The sequence below is a fragment of the Labrys sp. HAY1-8F genome, assembly GCF_056754975.1.
Map to the genome: position 1 here is coordinate 1,846,570 of NZ_JBPGWZ010000001.1, position 15,649 is coordinate 1,862,218.

Below are 15,649 nucleotides of genomic sequence, written 5' to 3' on the forward strand. Positions count from 1 at the left end.
GAATGACAGACCCGTCAGCCTGACGAAATTGGAAAGCACCGCTGCGCCCGGTTCCTCACACCAGCCGGCGGGGGATCACCTCGTGGAAACTGCGGTCGGCGATTTCGACCCAGTCCTGCAGGGCACGGACCCGGGCGCTGATCTCGAAATTCTCGTCATTGGCGATCATGCGGGCTTCGGCCTCGATGCGGAATTCGATGCCATCGCAGGTTAGCGTGCAGTGATGCGTTACCGTCTGGCAGGCGCTGTGCGGTTCGCCGTCGCGGATGGAGAATTCCCGGCGCAGCTTATGGGCGAAATCGGTGGCGATTTCCTCGAACCGCATCGGCGCCGAGCCGAAGGCGTCGCCGTCGACCACGAGATGGGCCGTGCCTTCGATGAGATCGAGGCTGAATCTGCGCTCGGCCTGAGGCGGGCGGCTCGCATGGACCGGGCCGGTCTCGGCCATGCTGACCGGCGGGAAGGCGAGGGCGGCGTCCTCGCGCCGCGGCCGACGCACCGGCAGGATCAGGGCGGCTTCGCCGGTCCGGACCGTCAGCGTCGCCTGGTCGCGTGCGGGCCAGACCGTGGGCCAGGCCGAGGTCGCAATCGACAGGCGAACGCGGTTGCCGGCCACGAAGGCATGGGCGCAGTCGTTGAGCCTGATGCGGACCGTCTCGAAAGTGCCGGGCGTGAGGGGCCTGGGCTCGGCGTGACCATCCCGATGGGTGAGGTTGAGGATGGCGTAGGAGACACGCTCGGAAGAACCATCGGGCGCGACGTCGCATAGCCGCACGCAGATCTGCGCGGCCGGCCGGTCGGAGGCGATTTCCAGCACGAGTTCGGGAGCGCCTAGAATCTCGGTGCGGTCGGCGAGCTCCTTGGAATCGAAGACGAGGGACAGGCCGTCATCGAGGCGCTGGTCGGCGGGCGCTTCGCCCGGCAGGCCGGAACTCATCCATTCGCCGCCGCCTGCGCCGCACCAGAGCGGCGAGCGGATGGTAAGCTCCGCGGCCGGCGCCGGCCGCCACCACAATTGGCCGGGCGAGAGGAACATCGGCCGCCGGGTGATCAGACGCGAGGGCCAGGAGGCCTCACCGATCCAGCGGCCGTTGCGGCCCTCATCCGAGCTGCCGCGTTCCTGCATATAGGCCCGCAGCATCGGCTCGCTCATGATGCCGTTGTCCTGCCCCTTGAGCCAATGATCCCACCAGCGCAGGGCTTCCTCCAGAAAGCCGATGGCGGGGCCGGGCGTGCCTTGATGCGGGTAATGATGGGCCCACGGCCCGATCAGGCCGAGGCGTGGGCCGGGCAGGCGCTCGAGCAGGCGCGGGATTGCGTTGGAATAGGCGTCCGCCCAGCCGCCGACCGCGAAGACCGGCACCGCGATGGCGGACCAATCCTCGCAGACCGAGCCCTGCCGCCAATAGCTCCCGCGATGCTGTTCGTTGGCCCAGATGGCGGGGAAGAAGGGCAGGTGGTCGAGGCGCTGCTCCCAGGCCTCGCGCCAGCCCTCGCCATGGAGCGAGGGTGTGGGTGGCAAGGCCTGCCAGGCCATCATCGCCGAGCCCCACCACAGATTATCCGCCAGCAGGGCGCCGCCCATGAAATGCACGTCGTCGGCATAGCGGTCGTCGGTGGAGCACACGCTGATCACCGCCTGCAGGGCCGGCGGCCTGCGCGCGGCGACCTGAAGGGCGTTGAAACCGCCCCAGCTCTTGCCGATCATGCCGACCTTGCCGTCGCACCAGGATTGCTGCGCGATCCAGGCGATCACGGCGCAGGCGTCCTCCTGCTCCAGCGGCAGGTATTCGTCGTCGAGCAGTCCCTCGCTGTCACCCGACCCGCGCATGTCGACCCGGATGGCGGCGTAGCCCCGTGCCGCGAACCAGCCATGCATGGCCTCGTCGCGCGAACGCGTCCCGTCCCGCTTGCGATAGGGGATATATTCCAGGATGGCGGGGACGGGCCTGGCTTCGGCCCCTTCCGGCAGCCACAGGCGCGCTGCCAGCTTGACGCCGTCGGGCATCGCGATCGTCAGATGTTCGATGGTGCGGACGGGATTGGGCATGGTTCACTCTGAATTGGCTGGACCGTTTCTCATAGCACGGTCGGGGAATGCAGGGCGATCAGGGGTATTTTGTGTCTTTCGTGATTACTAAAGCCATAATGTTCCCGAGATATTTCTAAACCAGACTTGCATTCTGGAGGTGGCGGCGCATCAGTGCGGCGGCGACCTCGAAATCGCCTGCCACCAGCCTCTCCAGGATCTCCATATGCTCGCGGCAGGAGATTTCGACGCGGTCCCTGCCATAGGTCCAGTCATAGTTCGACAGGCGTCGCAGCCGTGACTGGCGCCGAACCGCATGAGCGAGATAGCGGTTGCCGGATGCGGCGCCGATGCCTTCGTGGAAGGCGGCGTTGGTTTCGAAAAAGGCGATGCTGGCCGAGGCGCTCCACTGGCCTGCCCGGGCCGTGGCCAGGGCCGTGGCATGGCGTTCGCGCATGTCTCCAGCCCATCCCGGCCTCAGCTTGAACCCGGGCTCGAGAATGGCAGCCGGCTCCACCAGCATGCGGAAACGATAACTTTCCTGATTGGCGCCGTCGTCCTGTAGAAGATCGGCGAAATGCCAGCCATAGCCGGCCTTGCGCTCGACGATGTCGAGCTCTTCGAGCCGGGCGAGGGCGTCCCGCACGCGCTGGCGGCTGACGCCGTAGCGCTTCATCAGCTCGGCTTCCGAAATGTCGAGAGGCAGGCTCTGACGCTCATGGTCGTGGGCGATGCGCACCAGCAATTCGTCGTCGAGGTCGGTGCTGCGCGAGGGGGGCGGCGCGGGCGGTGGCGGCAGGGCGATGAGCTCGACGCCCCGGTTGGGCCGGCGCCCGACGAAGCCTCCCGCCGCGAGCTGGTCGAGGGCGGCCCGGATCGGTGTGCGGGAGACACCGAGCTCCTGGGCGAGGCGATTCTCGTTCAGCCGCGCGCCCGGCTGCATCGCCTCGTCGTGGATCAGGCGGACGATGCGGTCGAGCAGATCCTGCCGCAAGCGGGTCGACGGCTCCTTGACATCCAACTCAGATTGTTTCATGTAATCACAAAATACAATTCATGGTGCGTGAACCTGTTCAATTCTGATGTATCAGGTCCCGCGTCGACAATGAAGGCTCGGCCTTCATCGCACAGACATACAAAGTGGGAGATGGTGGAAATGAGTTCGCGAAACGGTGATGGCCCGGTCTCCTATCAGCCGCGAGTCCTGCCGCTTCCCCTGATCGAGGTTGCCGGTCCTCCGCGGGAAAGGGGCCGGCAATATGGCGAGCAGGCTGCCGCGCGCATCCGGCACGGCATCGAGCATTACTCGGCGCAGCTGGAGGCGGCCAAACTGCCCTGGAACGAGGTGGAGGGGCTGGTCTCGCGCTTCGAGCCGACCATCCGCGAATTCGCCCCGGCCTATATCGATGAAATGCACGGCATCGCCGAAGGCGCGGAGCTGCCCTATGCGGCCATCGTGCTGCTGAATGCCCGCACCGAAATTCTCAAGCTCGCCGAAATGCGGGAGAACGGCATCGTCGCGCCGCTCGAAGCCGATGGCTGCACCGGTGCCGTCGTGATGCCGCAGGCGACCGCCTCGGGCCGCCTTCTCCACGCCCAGAACTGGGACTGGAAGGCCGAATGCGCCGAAACCGCCATCGTCCTGAAGATCCGCAGCGAGGACGGCCCGGACATCCTTACCTTCACCGAGGCAGGTGGGCTTGCGCGCAGCGGCTTCAATTCGGCCGGCATCTCCATCACCGCCAATTATCTGGAAACGGATCGCGATTATCGCCGCCTCGGCGTGCCGCTGGCCCTGATCCGGCGCAAGGTCCTGGAGCAGAAGCGCCTGGCCCTCGCCATGCACGCCGTCTACGCCACGCCGAAATCGGCTGCCAACAACATGATCGTTGCCCAGGCCAACGGCATTGCCATCGACTTCGAATGCGCCCCCGACGAGACCTTCCAGGTGCTGCCGCAAGCCGGGTTGATCGTGCATGCCAACCATTTCCAGAGCCCGGTCGCCTTGTCCAAACTGGTCGATCGCGGCATTGCCGATACGCCGGACTCGCTCTATCGGGACCTGCGGGTGCGGGCGCTGATCGAGCCCCATCTCGGCGCCGTCACCATGGATCATGTCAAGGCGGCCCTGTTCGACGATTTCGAGACGCCTTGGGCCGTCTGCCGCCCGCCGCACCGGGAGGGCTCCACCAATCTTTCGGCGACCGTCGCCATGATCGCCATGGAGCCTGCGCTCGGCGTGATGGAAGTGGCGATGCTGCCGGCGCTCAACCGCAGCTTCGAAACCTATCGCCTCGACATGAACATCCACGTGCCGGGCAGCGGCGTCCTGCCCCGGCATGCCGCCTGATACGCCGAGGCGGCGCAGACCGTCCGGTTCATCCCACCATCCCGACGACAAATCGCATAGGGAACTGACATGACGAACTTTTGGACCCTCGCCTGCGGCGCGGCTGCTTTCGGGCTGCTGGCCGTAGCGCCGGCTGTGGCCCAGCCGCGGGATGTGCTGCGCATCCAGCTCAATGCCGATATCCGTTCGACCGATCCCGGCATCAATCGCGACGCCAATTCCGACGCGGTGGTGATGAATGTGCTGGAGGGTCTGGTCGCCTTCCGCGAGGATGCCACGGTGGGGCCGATGCTGGCGGAGAGCGTGGAGACGTCGGCGGATGGGCGCAGTTACACCTTCAAGCTGCGCAAGGGCATCACCTTTCATGACGGTACGCCGCTGACCGCGGCGGATGTAGTGTTCGACTGGCAGCGCTACATGGCGCCGCAGAACAATTGGCGCTGCCTGCCGGAATTCGACGGCAGCGGGCGCATGAAGGTCACCGGCGTCGAAGCGCCCGATCCGCTCACCGTGCGCTTCACTTTGGCCGAACCCTCGGCCCTGTTCCTGACCACGCTGGCGCGGGTCGATTGCGGCGGCACCGGCATCTATGCGCGTAGCTCCGTCGGTGCGGACGGCAAATGGATCAAGCCTGTCGGTACCGGCCCGTTCAAGTTCGGGGCCTGGGTGCCCGGCCAATATATCGACCTTTCCCGCAACGATGCCTATGCACCCTTGCCCGGCAAACCCGACGGCTATGCCGGCAACAAGACGCCCAAGGTCGCCGGCGTGCGCTTCATGATCATTCCCGATCCCTCCGCAGCCAAGGCGGCCCTGCTCTCGGGCGGCATCGACGTCATTCCCGACATCGCCGTCTCCGACATGGCCGAGCTGCGCGCGAACGCGGATGTGAAGGTGCAAAGCAAGCCCACCATGGAGCTCAACGCCATCCTGTTCCAGACCAAGGACCCGCTGCTGTCGGATCCGCGCATCCGGCAGGCGCTCGCTTTGTCGCTCGACGTGCCGCAGCTCGTCCAGGCGGTCACCGAAGGCGAGGGCAAGCCGAACCGGTCGCTGATCCCGGTCAGCTCGGCCTATTACGGCGAGCCCGAGGCGAAGATGCCGGAGCGCGACCTCGACGCCGCCCGGAAATTGCTGGCCGAGGCAGGCTACAAGGGCCAGCCGATCCGGATGCTGACCTCCAAGCACTATCAATATCTCTATGACATGGCCGTGCTGGTGCAGGCGATGGCCGAGGAGGCCGGCATCAAGATCGAGCTCGAAGTGCTCGATTGGGCCACCCTCCTCGACCACTACACCAAGGGGGACTACCAGGCCGCGGCCTTCTCCTATTCGGCCCGGCTCGATCCGTCCCTGTCCTTCGACATGGTTAGCGGCGACAAGGCCAAGGCGCCGCGCAAGGTCTGGGACAATCCTGCCGCCCTTGCTTTGCTCAAGCAGAGCACGCAGATCGCCGACAAGGCCCGGAGGCAGGCGCTGATCGACCAGATGGAGACGATGTTCCGCACCGACGTGCCGATGATCGCGGTCTACAATCCCGCGGCCAAGGGGGCAACGCGCGCCAATGTCGAGGGCTTCGAGGTCTGGTCTCTCAGCCAGCCCAGGGGATGGGGCGTGACGCTGAAATAGCATCTCCTCCGACACCCCCGCCTGGCGAGGTAGCTCAGCAATGAAAGCACTGGCTCTCTATGTCGTGCGCCGGATCCTGTGGGCGATACCGACGCTCCTGCTCGTTGCCATCATGGTTTTCGTGCTCGTCCGGTTGATCCCGGGCGATCCGGCCCAGGTCGCGCTCGGCGACAATGCCAGCGAGGCCCAGCTTGAGGCGCTGCGTATCGCCATGGGGCTCGACAAGCCGATCGTCGTGCAGTTCTGGTACTGGCTCCAGCACATGCTGCAGGGCGATCTCGGCCAGTCCATCACCAATGGCCAGGCGGTGCTGCCCTTGATCGTCGATCGCTTCAAGGTCTCGGCCATCATCGTGCTGGCCGCCGTCTTCCTGGCCGCCCTGCTGGCGGTGCCGGGTGGATTGCTGGCGGCCTGGAAGCAAAATCGGGTGGCCGATCTCGCCATCGTCTCCAGCGCCACGCTGCTCTTGTCGATCCCGAGCTTCTGGCTGGGCATGATCTTCCTGCTCGTCTTCGGCGCCAAGCTGCACTGGCTGCCGGTGGTAGGCTATATGCCCTTCTCGCAGGATGCCGGCCAGGCCCTGCTCTATGTGATCCTGCCGATCGCCACGCTGGCCCTGATCGAGACGGGCGTGCTGACCCGAATGTCGCGCGCCAGCGCCATCGAGGTGCTCAGGCTCGAATATGTCATGCATGCCCGGGCGAAGGGACTGAAGGAAAGCCGGGTGCTGCTGCGGCATGTCCTGCCCAATGCCTTCGCGCCGACCTGGACCGTGATCGGCCTCACACTCGGCAATCTGCTCGGCGGCATTGCCGTGCTCGAGACGGTGTTCACCCTGCCGGGACTCGGCCGGCTCATGGTGGATTCGATCTTCTCGCGCGACTACCCCGTCATCCAGGGCTGTCTGCTGATGACGGCGCTGATCTATGTGCTGGTCAACCTGGTGGTGGACCTGTGCTACCCGCTGTTCGATCCGAGGGTCTCGGCGACATGAGCTTCCTTCGCATCCCCCGTTTTCGCTTCAATGCTGCGCTGGGCAGCGTCTTCGTCGGCGTCGTGGTGGCGATGGCATTGCTGTCGCTGGTCTGGACGCCCTATCCGCCGATGAAGGTGCATTTCGCCGCGCTGCTCAAGCCACCCTCGGCCGCGCATTGGCTCGGTACCGACAAATATGGCCACGACGTCCTCTCCGGCGTGATGGCCGGGGCGGCGATCAGCCTGGGCATCGCCTGCCTGTCCGTCGGCTTTGCCGTGGTGGTCGGTACCACGCTCGGTCTCCTCGCCGGCTATCTCAAGGGAACGGCCGACCGTATCCTGATGGTCGTCAGCGACGCCCTGCTGGCCTTTCCCGGCCTGCTGCTGGCGCTCGGCGTCATCGTCATCGTCGGGCGCGACCACAGCGTCGGGGCGATCGTGCTGGCTCTCGGCCTCGCCTATACACCCTCCGTGCTGAGGGTAGTGCGCGGCACGGTGATGTCGGTGCGCGAGCGCGAATACATCGAGGCCTCGCGCGTGATCGGCAATTCCGAATGGAAGACAATGGTCAAGCATGTGCTGCCCAACTGCCTGGCGCCGATCATCGTGCTGGCGACCTCGATGCTGGGCTGGGTGATCCTGTCCGAAAGCTCCCTCAGCTTCCTCGGCCTCGGAGCGCCGCCGGAGATGGCGAGCTGGGGCAACATGCTGGCGGCGGCCCGGCCCTATATCGAGCGGGCGGCCTGGCTCGGCATCGCGCCCGGCCTGTGCCTCGCTTTCACGCTGCTCGGCATCAATCTGATGGGCGATGCCATCCGCGACCGTTTCGATCCGCGCATGGAGGGACAGCGATGAACGAGACGATCGCAAACCCGCTGCTCAGTGTGCGCGGCCTCACCATGGAGGGGCCCGGCGGCCTGCGCATCCTCAACGACGTCGGCTTCGATGTCGGGGCTGGAGAAATCGTGGCGCTGGTCGGCGAATCCGGCAGCGGCAAGACCATGGCGGCGCGCTCCGCCTTGCGGCTGATACCCCCGCAGGTGCGTCGCATCGCTGGCGAGGTCCTGTTCGAAGGACGGGATGTCGATGGCTTGAGCGCGGAGGCGATGCGCCGGTTGCGCGGCGGCTCGATCGGCATGATCTTCCAGGAGCCGATGGTCTCGCTCAATCCGGCCATGACCATCGGAGCCCAGCTTGCCGAAGGCCTGATGCTGCATCGCAAGGTCACGGCGGCCGAGGCCGATCGTCTGGCCTGCGAGATGCTGGCGCGGGTGCAGATCAAGGATCCCAAAGGCTGCCTGACCGCCTATCCGCACCAGTTTTCCGGCGGCATGCGCCAGCGTATCATGCTCGCCTCGGTGATGCTGTTGAAGCCGAAATTGCTGATTGCCGACGAACCGACCACGGCGCTCGACACGCTGTCGCAGCGCGAAGTGCTCCGGCTGATGGTGGAACTCACCCAGACCGAGGGTACGGCGGTGCTGCTGATCACCCACAATCTCGGCCTGGTGGCGCAATATGCCGATAAGGTCGTGGTGCTGCAGCGCGGACGGCTGGTCGAACGGGGCGGCGTGGCCGAGGTGCTGACCCGTCCGCGTCAGGCCTATACGCGAGCCCTGCTCGATGCCTTGCCCAGGCGCGAGGACAACCGCGCGCCGGTTCCCGACGCGCCCGCCCTGATCGAGGCGCGCGAGGTCAGCGTGCGTTTTCCGGGCTCTGGCGGGATGTTCTCGTCGACCCCTCCCAAACTGGCCGTCGACGGCGTGTCTCTGGCCGTGCGCCCCGGCGAAGCGGTAGCGGTGGTCGGCTGCTCCGGTTCCGGCAAGACCACGCTGGGGCGGGCGATGATCGGCCTACTGCCTTTGGCTGGCGGCGAGGTCGCCTTTCGTGGCGAGCCGATGGCCGGGGCCGAGCGGGCGCGCCAGCGCGATTTCCGCCTCAATTGCCAGCTCGTCTTCCAGGATCCCTATTCCTCGCTCGATCCGCGCCAGCGCATCGGCGATATCGTCGCCGAACCCCTGGCCCATGGACCCAGGCTCAGCCGGGCGGAGCGGCGCGAGCGGGTGGACGCCATCCTCGCCGAGGTGGGACTCGCCGGTTTCGCCCAGCGCCTTCCCCATGCCCTGTCGGGCGGCCAGCGCCAGCGCGTCGCCATTGCCCGGGCGGTGGTGCGCAACCCTGCCTTCGTGGTCGCCGATGAGCCGGTGTCGGCGCTTGACATGACCATCCAGAAACAGGTGCTCGAGCTGTTCCGCCGCCTGCAGGACAAGCACGGCTTTGCCTGCCTTTTCATCTCGCACGACATGGCGGCCGTCTCGCAAGTCGCCGACCGCATCGTGGTGATGAAGGACGGCCGGATCGTCGAGCAGGGCAGCGTCGCCGAGATCTTCGACCGGCCGCAGCACGCCTATACGCGCGCCTTGCTTGAAGCGACGCCGTCCCTGGCCGTCCCGCAGGCGATGTCGGCCTGAGGCGCCGTCGCCCCGGGTCTGCCAGGCTGCCGCCGCCATACTTCTCATCGTCAGCAACTGCGATGGGACGGATGGCGCAAATATTTGACCTCGGCGTCGGCGACCTCCGCCTGGTCGCTGCCCGTCGACCAGGCCAGCGGCGAGGCTGGCGGCTCGACGTCGAAAAAGGGTTGGCCAAGCAGAGCATTGGCGATTACCGCGCTGCGCCACGCCATCAAGCTGAGCTGGGGTTCGGCGATGCCATGGCTGATCAGCCCGGCATTCAACGCGAAGATGCGGTTGTCGGCCGGGCCGTCCCATTTCACTGAGAAGTCGGCATCCAGCCGCAGCCGGCCCGTTCCGTCGATCGCGATGCGGTCCTGGATCGGCGCGATGCAGTCGGGCAGGCGATAGCTATAGCCCGTGGCCAGCACGATCACGTCGGCCTGGCTGAATTCGATGCCGCCGTCGAAGCCATTGCGCATCACCAGCCGGAAGCCGCCGGCGTTCTGCTCGACATCCAGCACTTCGCGATGCGGCATCAGGCGGGCCTGGGGGCCGCCGCGCTCGATATGGCGCAACGTGTAGAGGCGTTGGTAGATCTGCGACAGCGTGGAGGCCGAAACGCCGTCGCCCGCCAGTTTCTCGCGCTCCACGGTGGACAGGCGCCGCCCCTCGGCGAGGTTGTGGAAGTTGCGCACATAATGCGGCGTGAACAATTCGTTGGTGAAGGGCGTGGCATCGAGCGGCTGGAAGTTCGGGCGCAGGCTGATCCAGTCGACCGAGGCCGCGGCGGCTTCGCCCGCTCCGAGCAGATGGAGCAGGATCTCCGCGCCGCTCTGGCCACCGCCGATCACCGCCACGCGCTTGCCCGCGGCACGGGCGAGTTCGAAGGCGGCGCGCGAGGAGTGGAAATGGTTCTGGCCGGTCAGCTTGCGTACGAAATCGGGCTGGTAGGGCTGCAGGCCGATGCCGAGTGCGACATTGCGGGCTTCGACCGTGCCGTTGCCCGTCTGCAGGATGAAGTGGCGGCCATCGAAATCGAGGCCCTGGACGTCTTCGCCAAAGCGCAGGCTGTCCAGACCCTTGGCGACCCAGGCCAGGTAATTGGCGAATTCCTGGCGCGGAACATCGGCGAATTCGGCATTGATGAAGTCATAGAAGCGCCGATGCGCGACAAGATAGGCAATGAAGCTCCACGGACTGGTCGGATTGGTGGCCGTGACCAGATCCTTCAGGAACGAGGTCTGCAGCGTCACGTCGGGCAGCATCATGCCCGGATGCCAGTTGAAGCGCTCGCGCTTCTCGAAGAAGGCGGCTTCGACGCCGTCGATGGCATCGAGCTGCGCGGCCAGGCTGAGGTTGAATGGGCCGATTCCGATGCCGGCGAGGTCGAGCGGATTGCGCTGTGTCATGCCTGAACTCCTGCGGATTTGTCGGCGAAACTGCGGTCCCGCAGGGGGCGGGATTCGCGTTCGGCGAGGTGAAGGGGGTTGTCGAGTTCGCTGCCCAGGCTGGGTACCGGGCGGCGGTTGGCGTCGCCATAACCGATGGCGAGCCGGACGCGGTTGATGCAGATGCGCGGCACCTTCGGCGTGAAGAGATCGAACAGCTCGAAGCGGTCCGCCAGATCGGGATGGCGCGCCTGATAGAGGCGCAGGCGCCGCGCCAGCACGCCGTAGAACTCGATTTCCGGGAAACGATCGTGGCTTGCGAGCGTATCGGAAAGGAAACGCAGCACGCTGGCGAAATGACCGGTCTGCAGGTGCTGCAGGAGATGCGCCGCCGGCCGCTTCAGCAGGGTGTCGCGGATGGCGGGCTCGAGGTCGGCGGCCTCCGCGAAGGCCTGGTCGACGAGGTCGACGTCGCCCTGCAGGTCCTTCAATGCGACACCGCAGGGCACGCTACCTTCGAGCAGCAAGGTGATGTTCTGGCCATGCGCGATGAAGCCCACGCCATAGCGGCAGAGGAAGTGGTAGAGCGGCAGGACCACGGCATCGAACAGGCGCGCCAGCCATTCCGCATGCGACAGGCCCGATGCCGCGATCAGGGCAGCCGCGAGCGGCACGCCGGCAAAGTCGCTCTTGATGAGGGCGCCGAGCATCAGCGGGCGTCGGCCGGCGGCGAGGCCTGCTTCCGGGCTCTCGCGCCAGATCACACCCAGCATTTCGCGGAACTGGTAGGGAGCGTCGGCGATGCGTTCGTAGAGGGGGTGAGGATAGAAGGCGCCCGCGCATTCGCGCAGCACCAGCGCGTTGGCAAGCTCGGGATCCTGCCTGGTCTTGTCGGCGAGCCAGTTCGAGAAGGCCGGCCCGATCGTCATGTATTTGCCGGGCACGCCGCGCCAGGCCGAGGTGTTGAGGATGGTAAGGGAGAGCTTGAGGTGGAGCTTGGCTGGCGAGGTCGCATTGGCGAGGGTGCGCAGGGACTGCAGGGGACGATAGGCATCGCCGAAGAGCCCGAGCGGCATGATACGTCCGGCCGCCATTTCGCCAGCGAATTGCGCCAAGATCATGTTGTCCCACTGCCAGGGATGCACGGGCAGGAGCATGAAACCGGTCGGATCGAGGCCCGCTGCCTTGCAGGCGGCCTGCAGCCTCTCGCGCTCCTCCTCGCCAAGGGAGGCAGCGAGCAGCGCCTCTTCGTCGATGTCCTCGGCCAGGCTGAGGCGGCAGCGGCTGCGATCCGCGGCCAGCCAGAACAGCTGGAAGGTCGGCTGGAACTCGGGCGCGTAACGGGCGAAGTCCTCCAGGCCCCAACCGATCCGGCCCTTGCTGGCCGGCGCCTTGGGATGGCCGTCGAGATAGGCCTGGATCTGATCATCCGGCAGGGTGAGCAGGTGTTCGCTCTCGCCGGAGCCGGCCATGGTCGCGATCCGGGCATCCGCCAGCAAGGTGCTGAACAGCTCCTTGGCGTAGATGCACAGCGTGTCCGGCTCGATGTCCAGGGTTTCGCGGGCATCGAGCATGAAGCCGGCGGCATCGTCGGCGGGGCACAGGGCGGCGCCGTCCTGCCGCATCAGGCTGGCTGTATCGATCGACAGGTTGCCCCAGATGCGGCGCACAGCCTTGAAGCGGTAGGCGACCCCACCGCCCAGCCGCAGGATCCACTGGGTGGCCTCGGCATTGGTTGGCTCGGGTGCGAGGCCTTCCTCGAAGGCGAGTTCGCTGATCGCCTTGGCGATGACGGCCCGGTTCAGTGCCAGCCAGAGCCCGGCATCGATCGCGCTGCCGTCGGGCAAGGGGCCAAGGTGTGTAGCGCCCTGGGTCATAGCGCCACCTCCCGGAAGAAGCGCTCGCGCTGGCAGCACACCAGCGCTGCGCGCTTATGCGGGAAGTCGAATTCCTTCACCTTGTCATAGGCGGTCTGCGCGCAATAGCTCAGCATCTTCTGGTGCGAGGCGCGCGGCTCGCCGACCACCCGGCGCGTGCGCGGCTCGTCGAGGAACAGGCTATGGGTCACCGAGCGGAACCAGGTGCCGGTCTTGGCGCGGCCGAGGTGGCGGGAATTGCCGATCAGGCCGTGCCAGCCGCGATCGTAATCCTCCGCGTCGTAGAAGGGGCCGAGCCGGTCTTCCTTGGCCCAGTAGAATTCAAAATAGCCGGAGGGCTCGTCGCCCAGGCTGCCGACCGCGCCGAAGATATGCGGATCGGCTTCCTGCTCGGCGAGATAGCGATCGAGCTCGGCCTCGCTCTGGGCCAGCTCCCAGAAGAAGGCGACGCGCGGCTGGTTCATCCAGCCATGAAAAAGCTTGAGATCGCGGCGTCGGTCGATGGCCCGTATCGACAGCGTGGTTCCCAGCTCCGGAATCCAGCGCCGGTAGAAGGTGCCGGTCGGCTGCGGCGGCCGCAAGGGCGGCAGGCGGTCCTGCGGGCCGATGGCAGAGCGGATCTCGGGAAAGGCGCGCAGCCCCTCCGGACGATGCCAGAGCAGGGGCAATTGGTAGAAATGCTCGCGGGCGATGCGCACGGCACTTGCGCCGGCGGCCTCGTCCGTCACCGTCTGCGCGGCAAGGGCAAGCAGCCCCGGCTTGAAGGCGAGGTCGGGCAGATGCAGGGCGGCCATGGCGGGGAAGGCCTGAAAGGCCGCCTCTACTAGGATGGCGATGACATGGACATCGCCGGGATAAGTGGCATCGGGTTGGTGGATGGCAAGGATGCCTGGCCCGCCCCCTTCGGGCGCCCGCAACCCGGCCCACCCGATCGTCGCCGGGCCGGCCTGGGCAACCAGCGCCAGGGTACCGTCTGGCTGCAAGCGGCTCTCGATAACAGCCTCGCCGTCGAGGCCGATGGGCCAGTGCCGGCTCGGTGCCGGGGAAGCGGCAATGTCGGTGGGATCGATCTTCATCTGCAGGGTCATGCTGCGACCTCCGCAATGGGGTTGCGTAAGGGCACATAGCCGGCAAGAGGATCGGTCACCTCGGTGTTTTCATTGATGTTGCGGAAGCAGATCATGAAGTTTCCTTTGCTGCCGAGCGTCGGCCCGGTGAGGAGGTAGGTGAGACAGGTCTTGTCGGCGAGCGGGAGGGCGGCGAGTTCCTGGAGGAAGGCGCGCAGATCGCCGATCAGGACGTCCTCGGCGATGAGACGCGAGGTGCCGAGCGCCCCGATCACCGCGAAGACCGAATTGACGAGGAGGTAATAGCCCACGAGCTGGGCCGCTTCGTCCGAGTTGAAGACATGGCCTGCCTTCATCGGACTGCCGGGAGCCTTCCTGGCGAGCTCGGGCAGGAATTCGCGGATATATCCGGTGCCCTGGCAGTCACGGAAATGCACGGCCACCGGCCAACCTTCGGCAAGTTCCACCACGATGTTCTGTTGGTGCGCGCCGAAGAGCAGGCCGATATCGGCCTGGATCAACAAGAAGGGCGCGACGACCTTGTCGAGGAACTGGCGGAACCAGCGGCGCGCCACCGCGGCGGGATCGGCCGGTTCCTGCCCGGCAATGCGCCGGATGATGGCGGCAAGGGCGCTGTCATGCCCGTCGGGATAGATCTCGCAAAGAGCAGCCAGCACGGCGGCCGGTGGCTGGCCTGCCCCCTTGAAGGGGTTTTCGCGCAAGATCACCGTGGTCTGTGGCAGGGCCTGGCCACCGGCATCCCGCAGCAGCAGATAGGCGGGTTCGCCCATCACCTTGAAGCTCGGGAAACGCCGGGCGATGGCTTGGCCGACTTCGCCAGCCAGAAGGCGGTCGATCTCGATGCCCCGCTCGCATTCGCGGGTTTCGATCACCCGGCGCGAATTGGTGAGGCGCAGGCTGAGCGAGAATTTCAGCATCCAGTCGGCATGGGAGGCATGGATGGCGCGCAGCGAGGAGGTTGCCTGCCAAAGCGAGCCGGCGTGGCCGAGATCCTTCAACAGGCCCCGGCGGAACAACCCGTCAATGGCCGGGTCGAGCGCCAACTGGGCCGCCTGCCAGGGATGCATCGGCAGAAGAACGCAGCCCTTGGCGGCCTGCACGATTTCGGGATCCGTCGCGGGGTTGCCGGCGGCCAGGCTCTGACAGAGCTCGGCTGCGGTCTGGGAGCGCGAACTGTCCTGGAGCACCAGAGCGGAATCGGCGGCCCACCAGCGCAAGGTGAATCCGCGCCGGTATTCGGGGGCGAAGCGCCTGGAATCCTCCAAGGTGAACTGGTCCCGGCTGCGCGGGGTCGGATGCACGGCATGGCCGAAGCGCAGCGAGCCCTCCGCCTCGGCGAAGCTGGGGTCGCGCTGCGCGAAATAGGCATCGGGGGACGGGACGCTCGCTGCCACATCCTCGATGTTCCGGATGCTGTCGAGCACTCGCGACAGGAAGGTCAGGCTCCTGTCCTTGTCGCCGCTGCCGACGATGTCCGGTTCACTGGCGAGGATGAAGACGAACTCCTGGAAGCTGATCGGGCGCGGCGGCGCCGTCCCTGAGAATTCCAGGAAGGGCGGACGGAAGCCGTGATAGGCCACCCGCGATCGATGCGTCATCTCGATGGCGACGTGGCCCCCCCGGCGCGGCAGGGGAAAGCGGGCAAGAAGGCGACCGCCGCCGGCGCTGTTCTCTTCATCTTCCACTGTCCAGCCCTGCCATTCGCGCATCAGGCTGTTCAGGAAGGCGCGCGTGGAGACGTCATGGGCGGTATCGATGGAACGTCTGATTAGGTCGATGGCGTTCATGGTGTTCCTCTTCAGCAGAACTCCAAATTGTAAAGCAGTTATATAAATTACTACTTGTACAATTTATAAT

General features: G+C 66.2%; 11 protein-coding genes. 5 read left to right on the plus strand and 6 right to left on the minus strand.

Annotated elements, in window-relative coordinates; genetic code table 11:
• Positions 1 to 55: 55 nt before the first annotated feature.
• The gene (locus ACR9ZN_RS08525; RefSeq protein WP_481271890.1) at positions 56 to 2,050 is read right to left on the minus strand and encodes a CocE/NonD family hydrolase; all 1,995 of its coding nucleotides are present in this window, start codon (positions 2,048 to 2,050) and stop codon (positions 56 to 58) included.
• A gap of 115 nt (positions 2,051 to 2,165) precedes the next feature.
• Positions 2,166 to 3,065, minus strand: a complete 900-nt coding sequence (locus tag ACR9ZN_RS08530) for a GntR family transcriptional regulator (RefSeq protein ID WP_322434297.1) — start codon at positions 3,063 to 3,065, stop codon at positions 2,166 to 2,168.
• 120 nt (positions 3,066 to 3,185) lie between these two features.
• Here ACR9ZN_RS08530 and ACR9ZN_RS08535 point away from each other — a divergent pair, with 120 nt between their 5' ends.
• The 5 genes from ACR9ZN_RS08535 to ACR9ZN_RS08555 all read left to right on the plus strand — a co-directional run bounded on the left by ACR9ZN_RS08535 (position 3,186) and on the right by ACR9ZN_RS08555 (position 9,454).
• On the plus strand, positions 3,186 to 4,379 hold the full coding sequence (locus ACR9ZN_RS08535; RefSeq protein WP_481271891.1) for a C45 family autoproteolytic acyltransferase/hydolase: 1,194 nt from the start codon (positions 3,186 to 3,188) through the stop codon (positions 4,377 to 4,379).
• Between the two features lie 69 nt (positions 4,380 to 4,448).
• A complete protein-coding gene (locus tag ACR9ZN_RS08540) occupies positions 4,449 to 6,008 on the plus strand; it encodes an ABC transporter substrate-binding protein (RefSeq protein ID WP_481271892.1) in 1,560 nt (519 codons plus the stop codon).
• 49 nt (positions 6,009 to 6,057) lie between these two features.
• Entirely contained in the window at positions 6,058 to 7,002 is a 945-nt protein-coding gene (locus tag ACR9ZN_RS08545; RefSeq protein WP_481271981.1) for an ABC transporter permease, read from the plus strand.
• On the plus strand, positions 6,999 to 7,838 hold the full coding sequence (locus ACR9ZN_RS08550) for an ABC transporter permease (RefSeq protein ID WP_434959818.1): 840 nt from the start codon (positions 6,999 to 7,001) through the stop codon (positions 7,836 to 7,838). Before ACR9ZN_RS08545 ends, ACR9ZN_RS08550 begins: the two co-directional genes overlap by 4 nt.
• The gene (locus ACR9ZN_RS08555; RefSeq protein ID WP_481271893.1) at positions 7,835 to 9,454 is read left to right on the plus strand and encodes an ABC transporter ATP-binding protein; all 1,620 of its coding nucleotides are present in this window, start codon (positions 7,835 to 7,837) and stop codon (positions 9,452 to 9,454) included. Before ACR9ZN_RS08550 ends, ACR9ZN_RS08555 begins: the two co-directional genes overlap by 4 nt.
• Before the next feature lie 50 nt (positions 9,455 to 9,504).
• On the opposite strand, the gene ACR9ZN_RS08560 is transcribed toward ACR9ZN_RS08555, so the two are convergent.
• Genes ACR9ZN_RS08560 through ACR9ZN_RS08575 form a run of 4 tightly spaced genes read right to left on the minus strand, consistent with a single transcriptional unit; the run spans position 9,505 to position 15,579 of the window.
• Entirely contained in the window at positions 9,505 to 10,848 is a 1,344-nt protein-coding gene (locus ACR9ZN_RS08560; protein ID WP_481271894.1) for a lysine N(6)-hydroxylase/L-ornithine N(5)-oxygenase family protein, read from the minus strand.
• A complete protein-coding gene (locus tag ACR9ZN_RS08565; RefSeq protein ID WP_481271895.1) occupies positions 10,845 to 12,704 on the minus strand; it encodes an IucA/IucC family protein in 1,860 nt (619 codons plus the stop codon). Before ACR9ZN_RS08565 ends, ACR9ZN_RS08560 begins: the two co-directional genes overlap by 4 nt.
• On the minus strand, positions 12,701 to 13,792 hold the full coding sequence (locus tag ACR9ZN_RS08570; protein ID WP_481271896.1) for a GNAT family N-acetyltransferase: 1,092 nt from the start codon (positions 13,790 to 13,792) through the stop codon (positions 12,701 to 12,703). The genes ACR9ZN_RS08565 and ACR9ZN_RS08570 overlap by 4 nt, the downstream gene beginning before the upstream one ends.
• Positions 13,789 to 15,579, minus strand: a complete 1,791-nt coding sequence (locus ACR9ZN_RS08575; protein WP_481271897.1) for an IucA/IucC family protein — start codon at positions 15,577 to 15,579, stop codon at positions 13,789 to 13,791. The genes ACR9ZN_RS08570 and ACR9ZN_RS08575 overlap by 4 nt, the downstream gene beginning before the upstream one ends.
• Positions 15,580 to 15,649 lie beyond the last annotated feature (70 nt).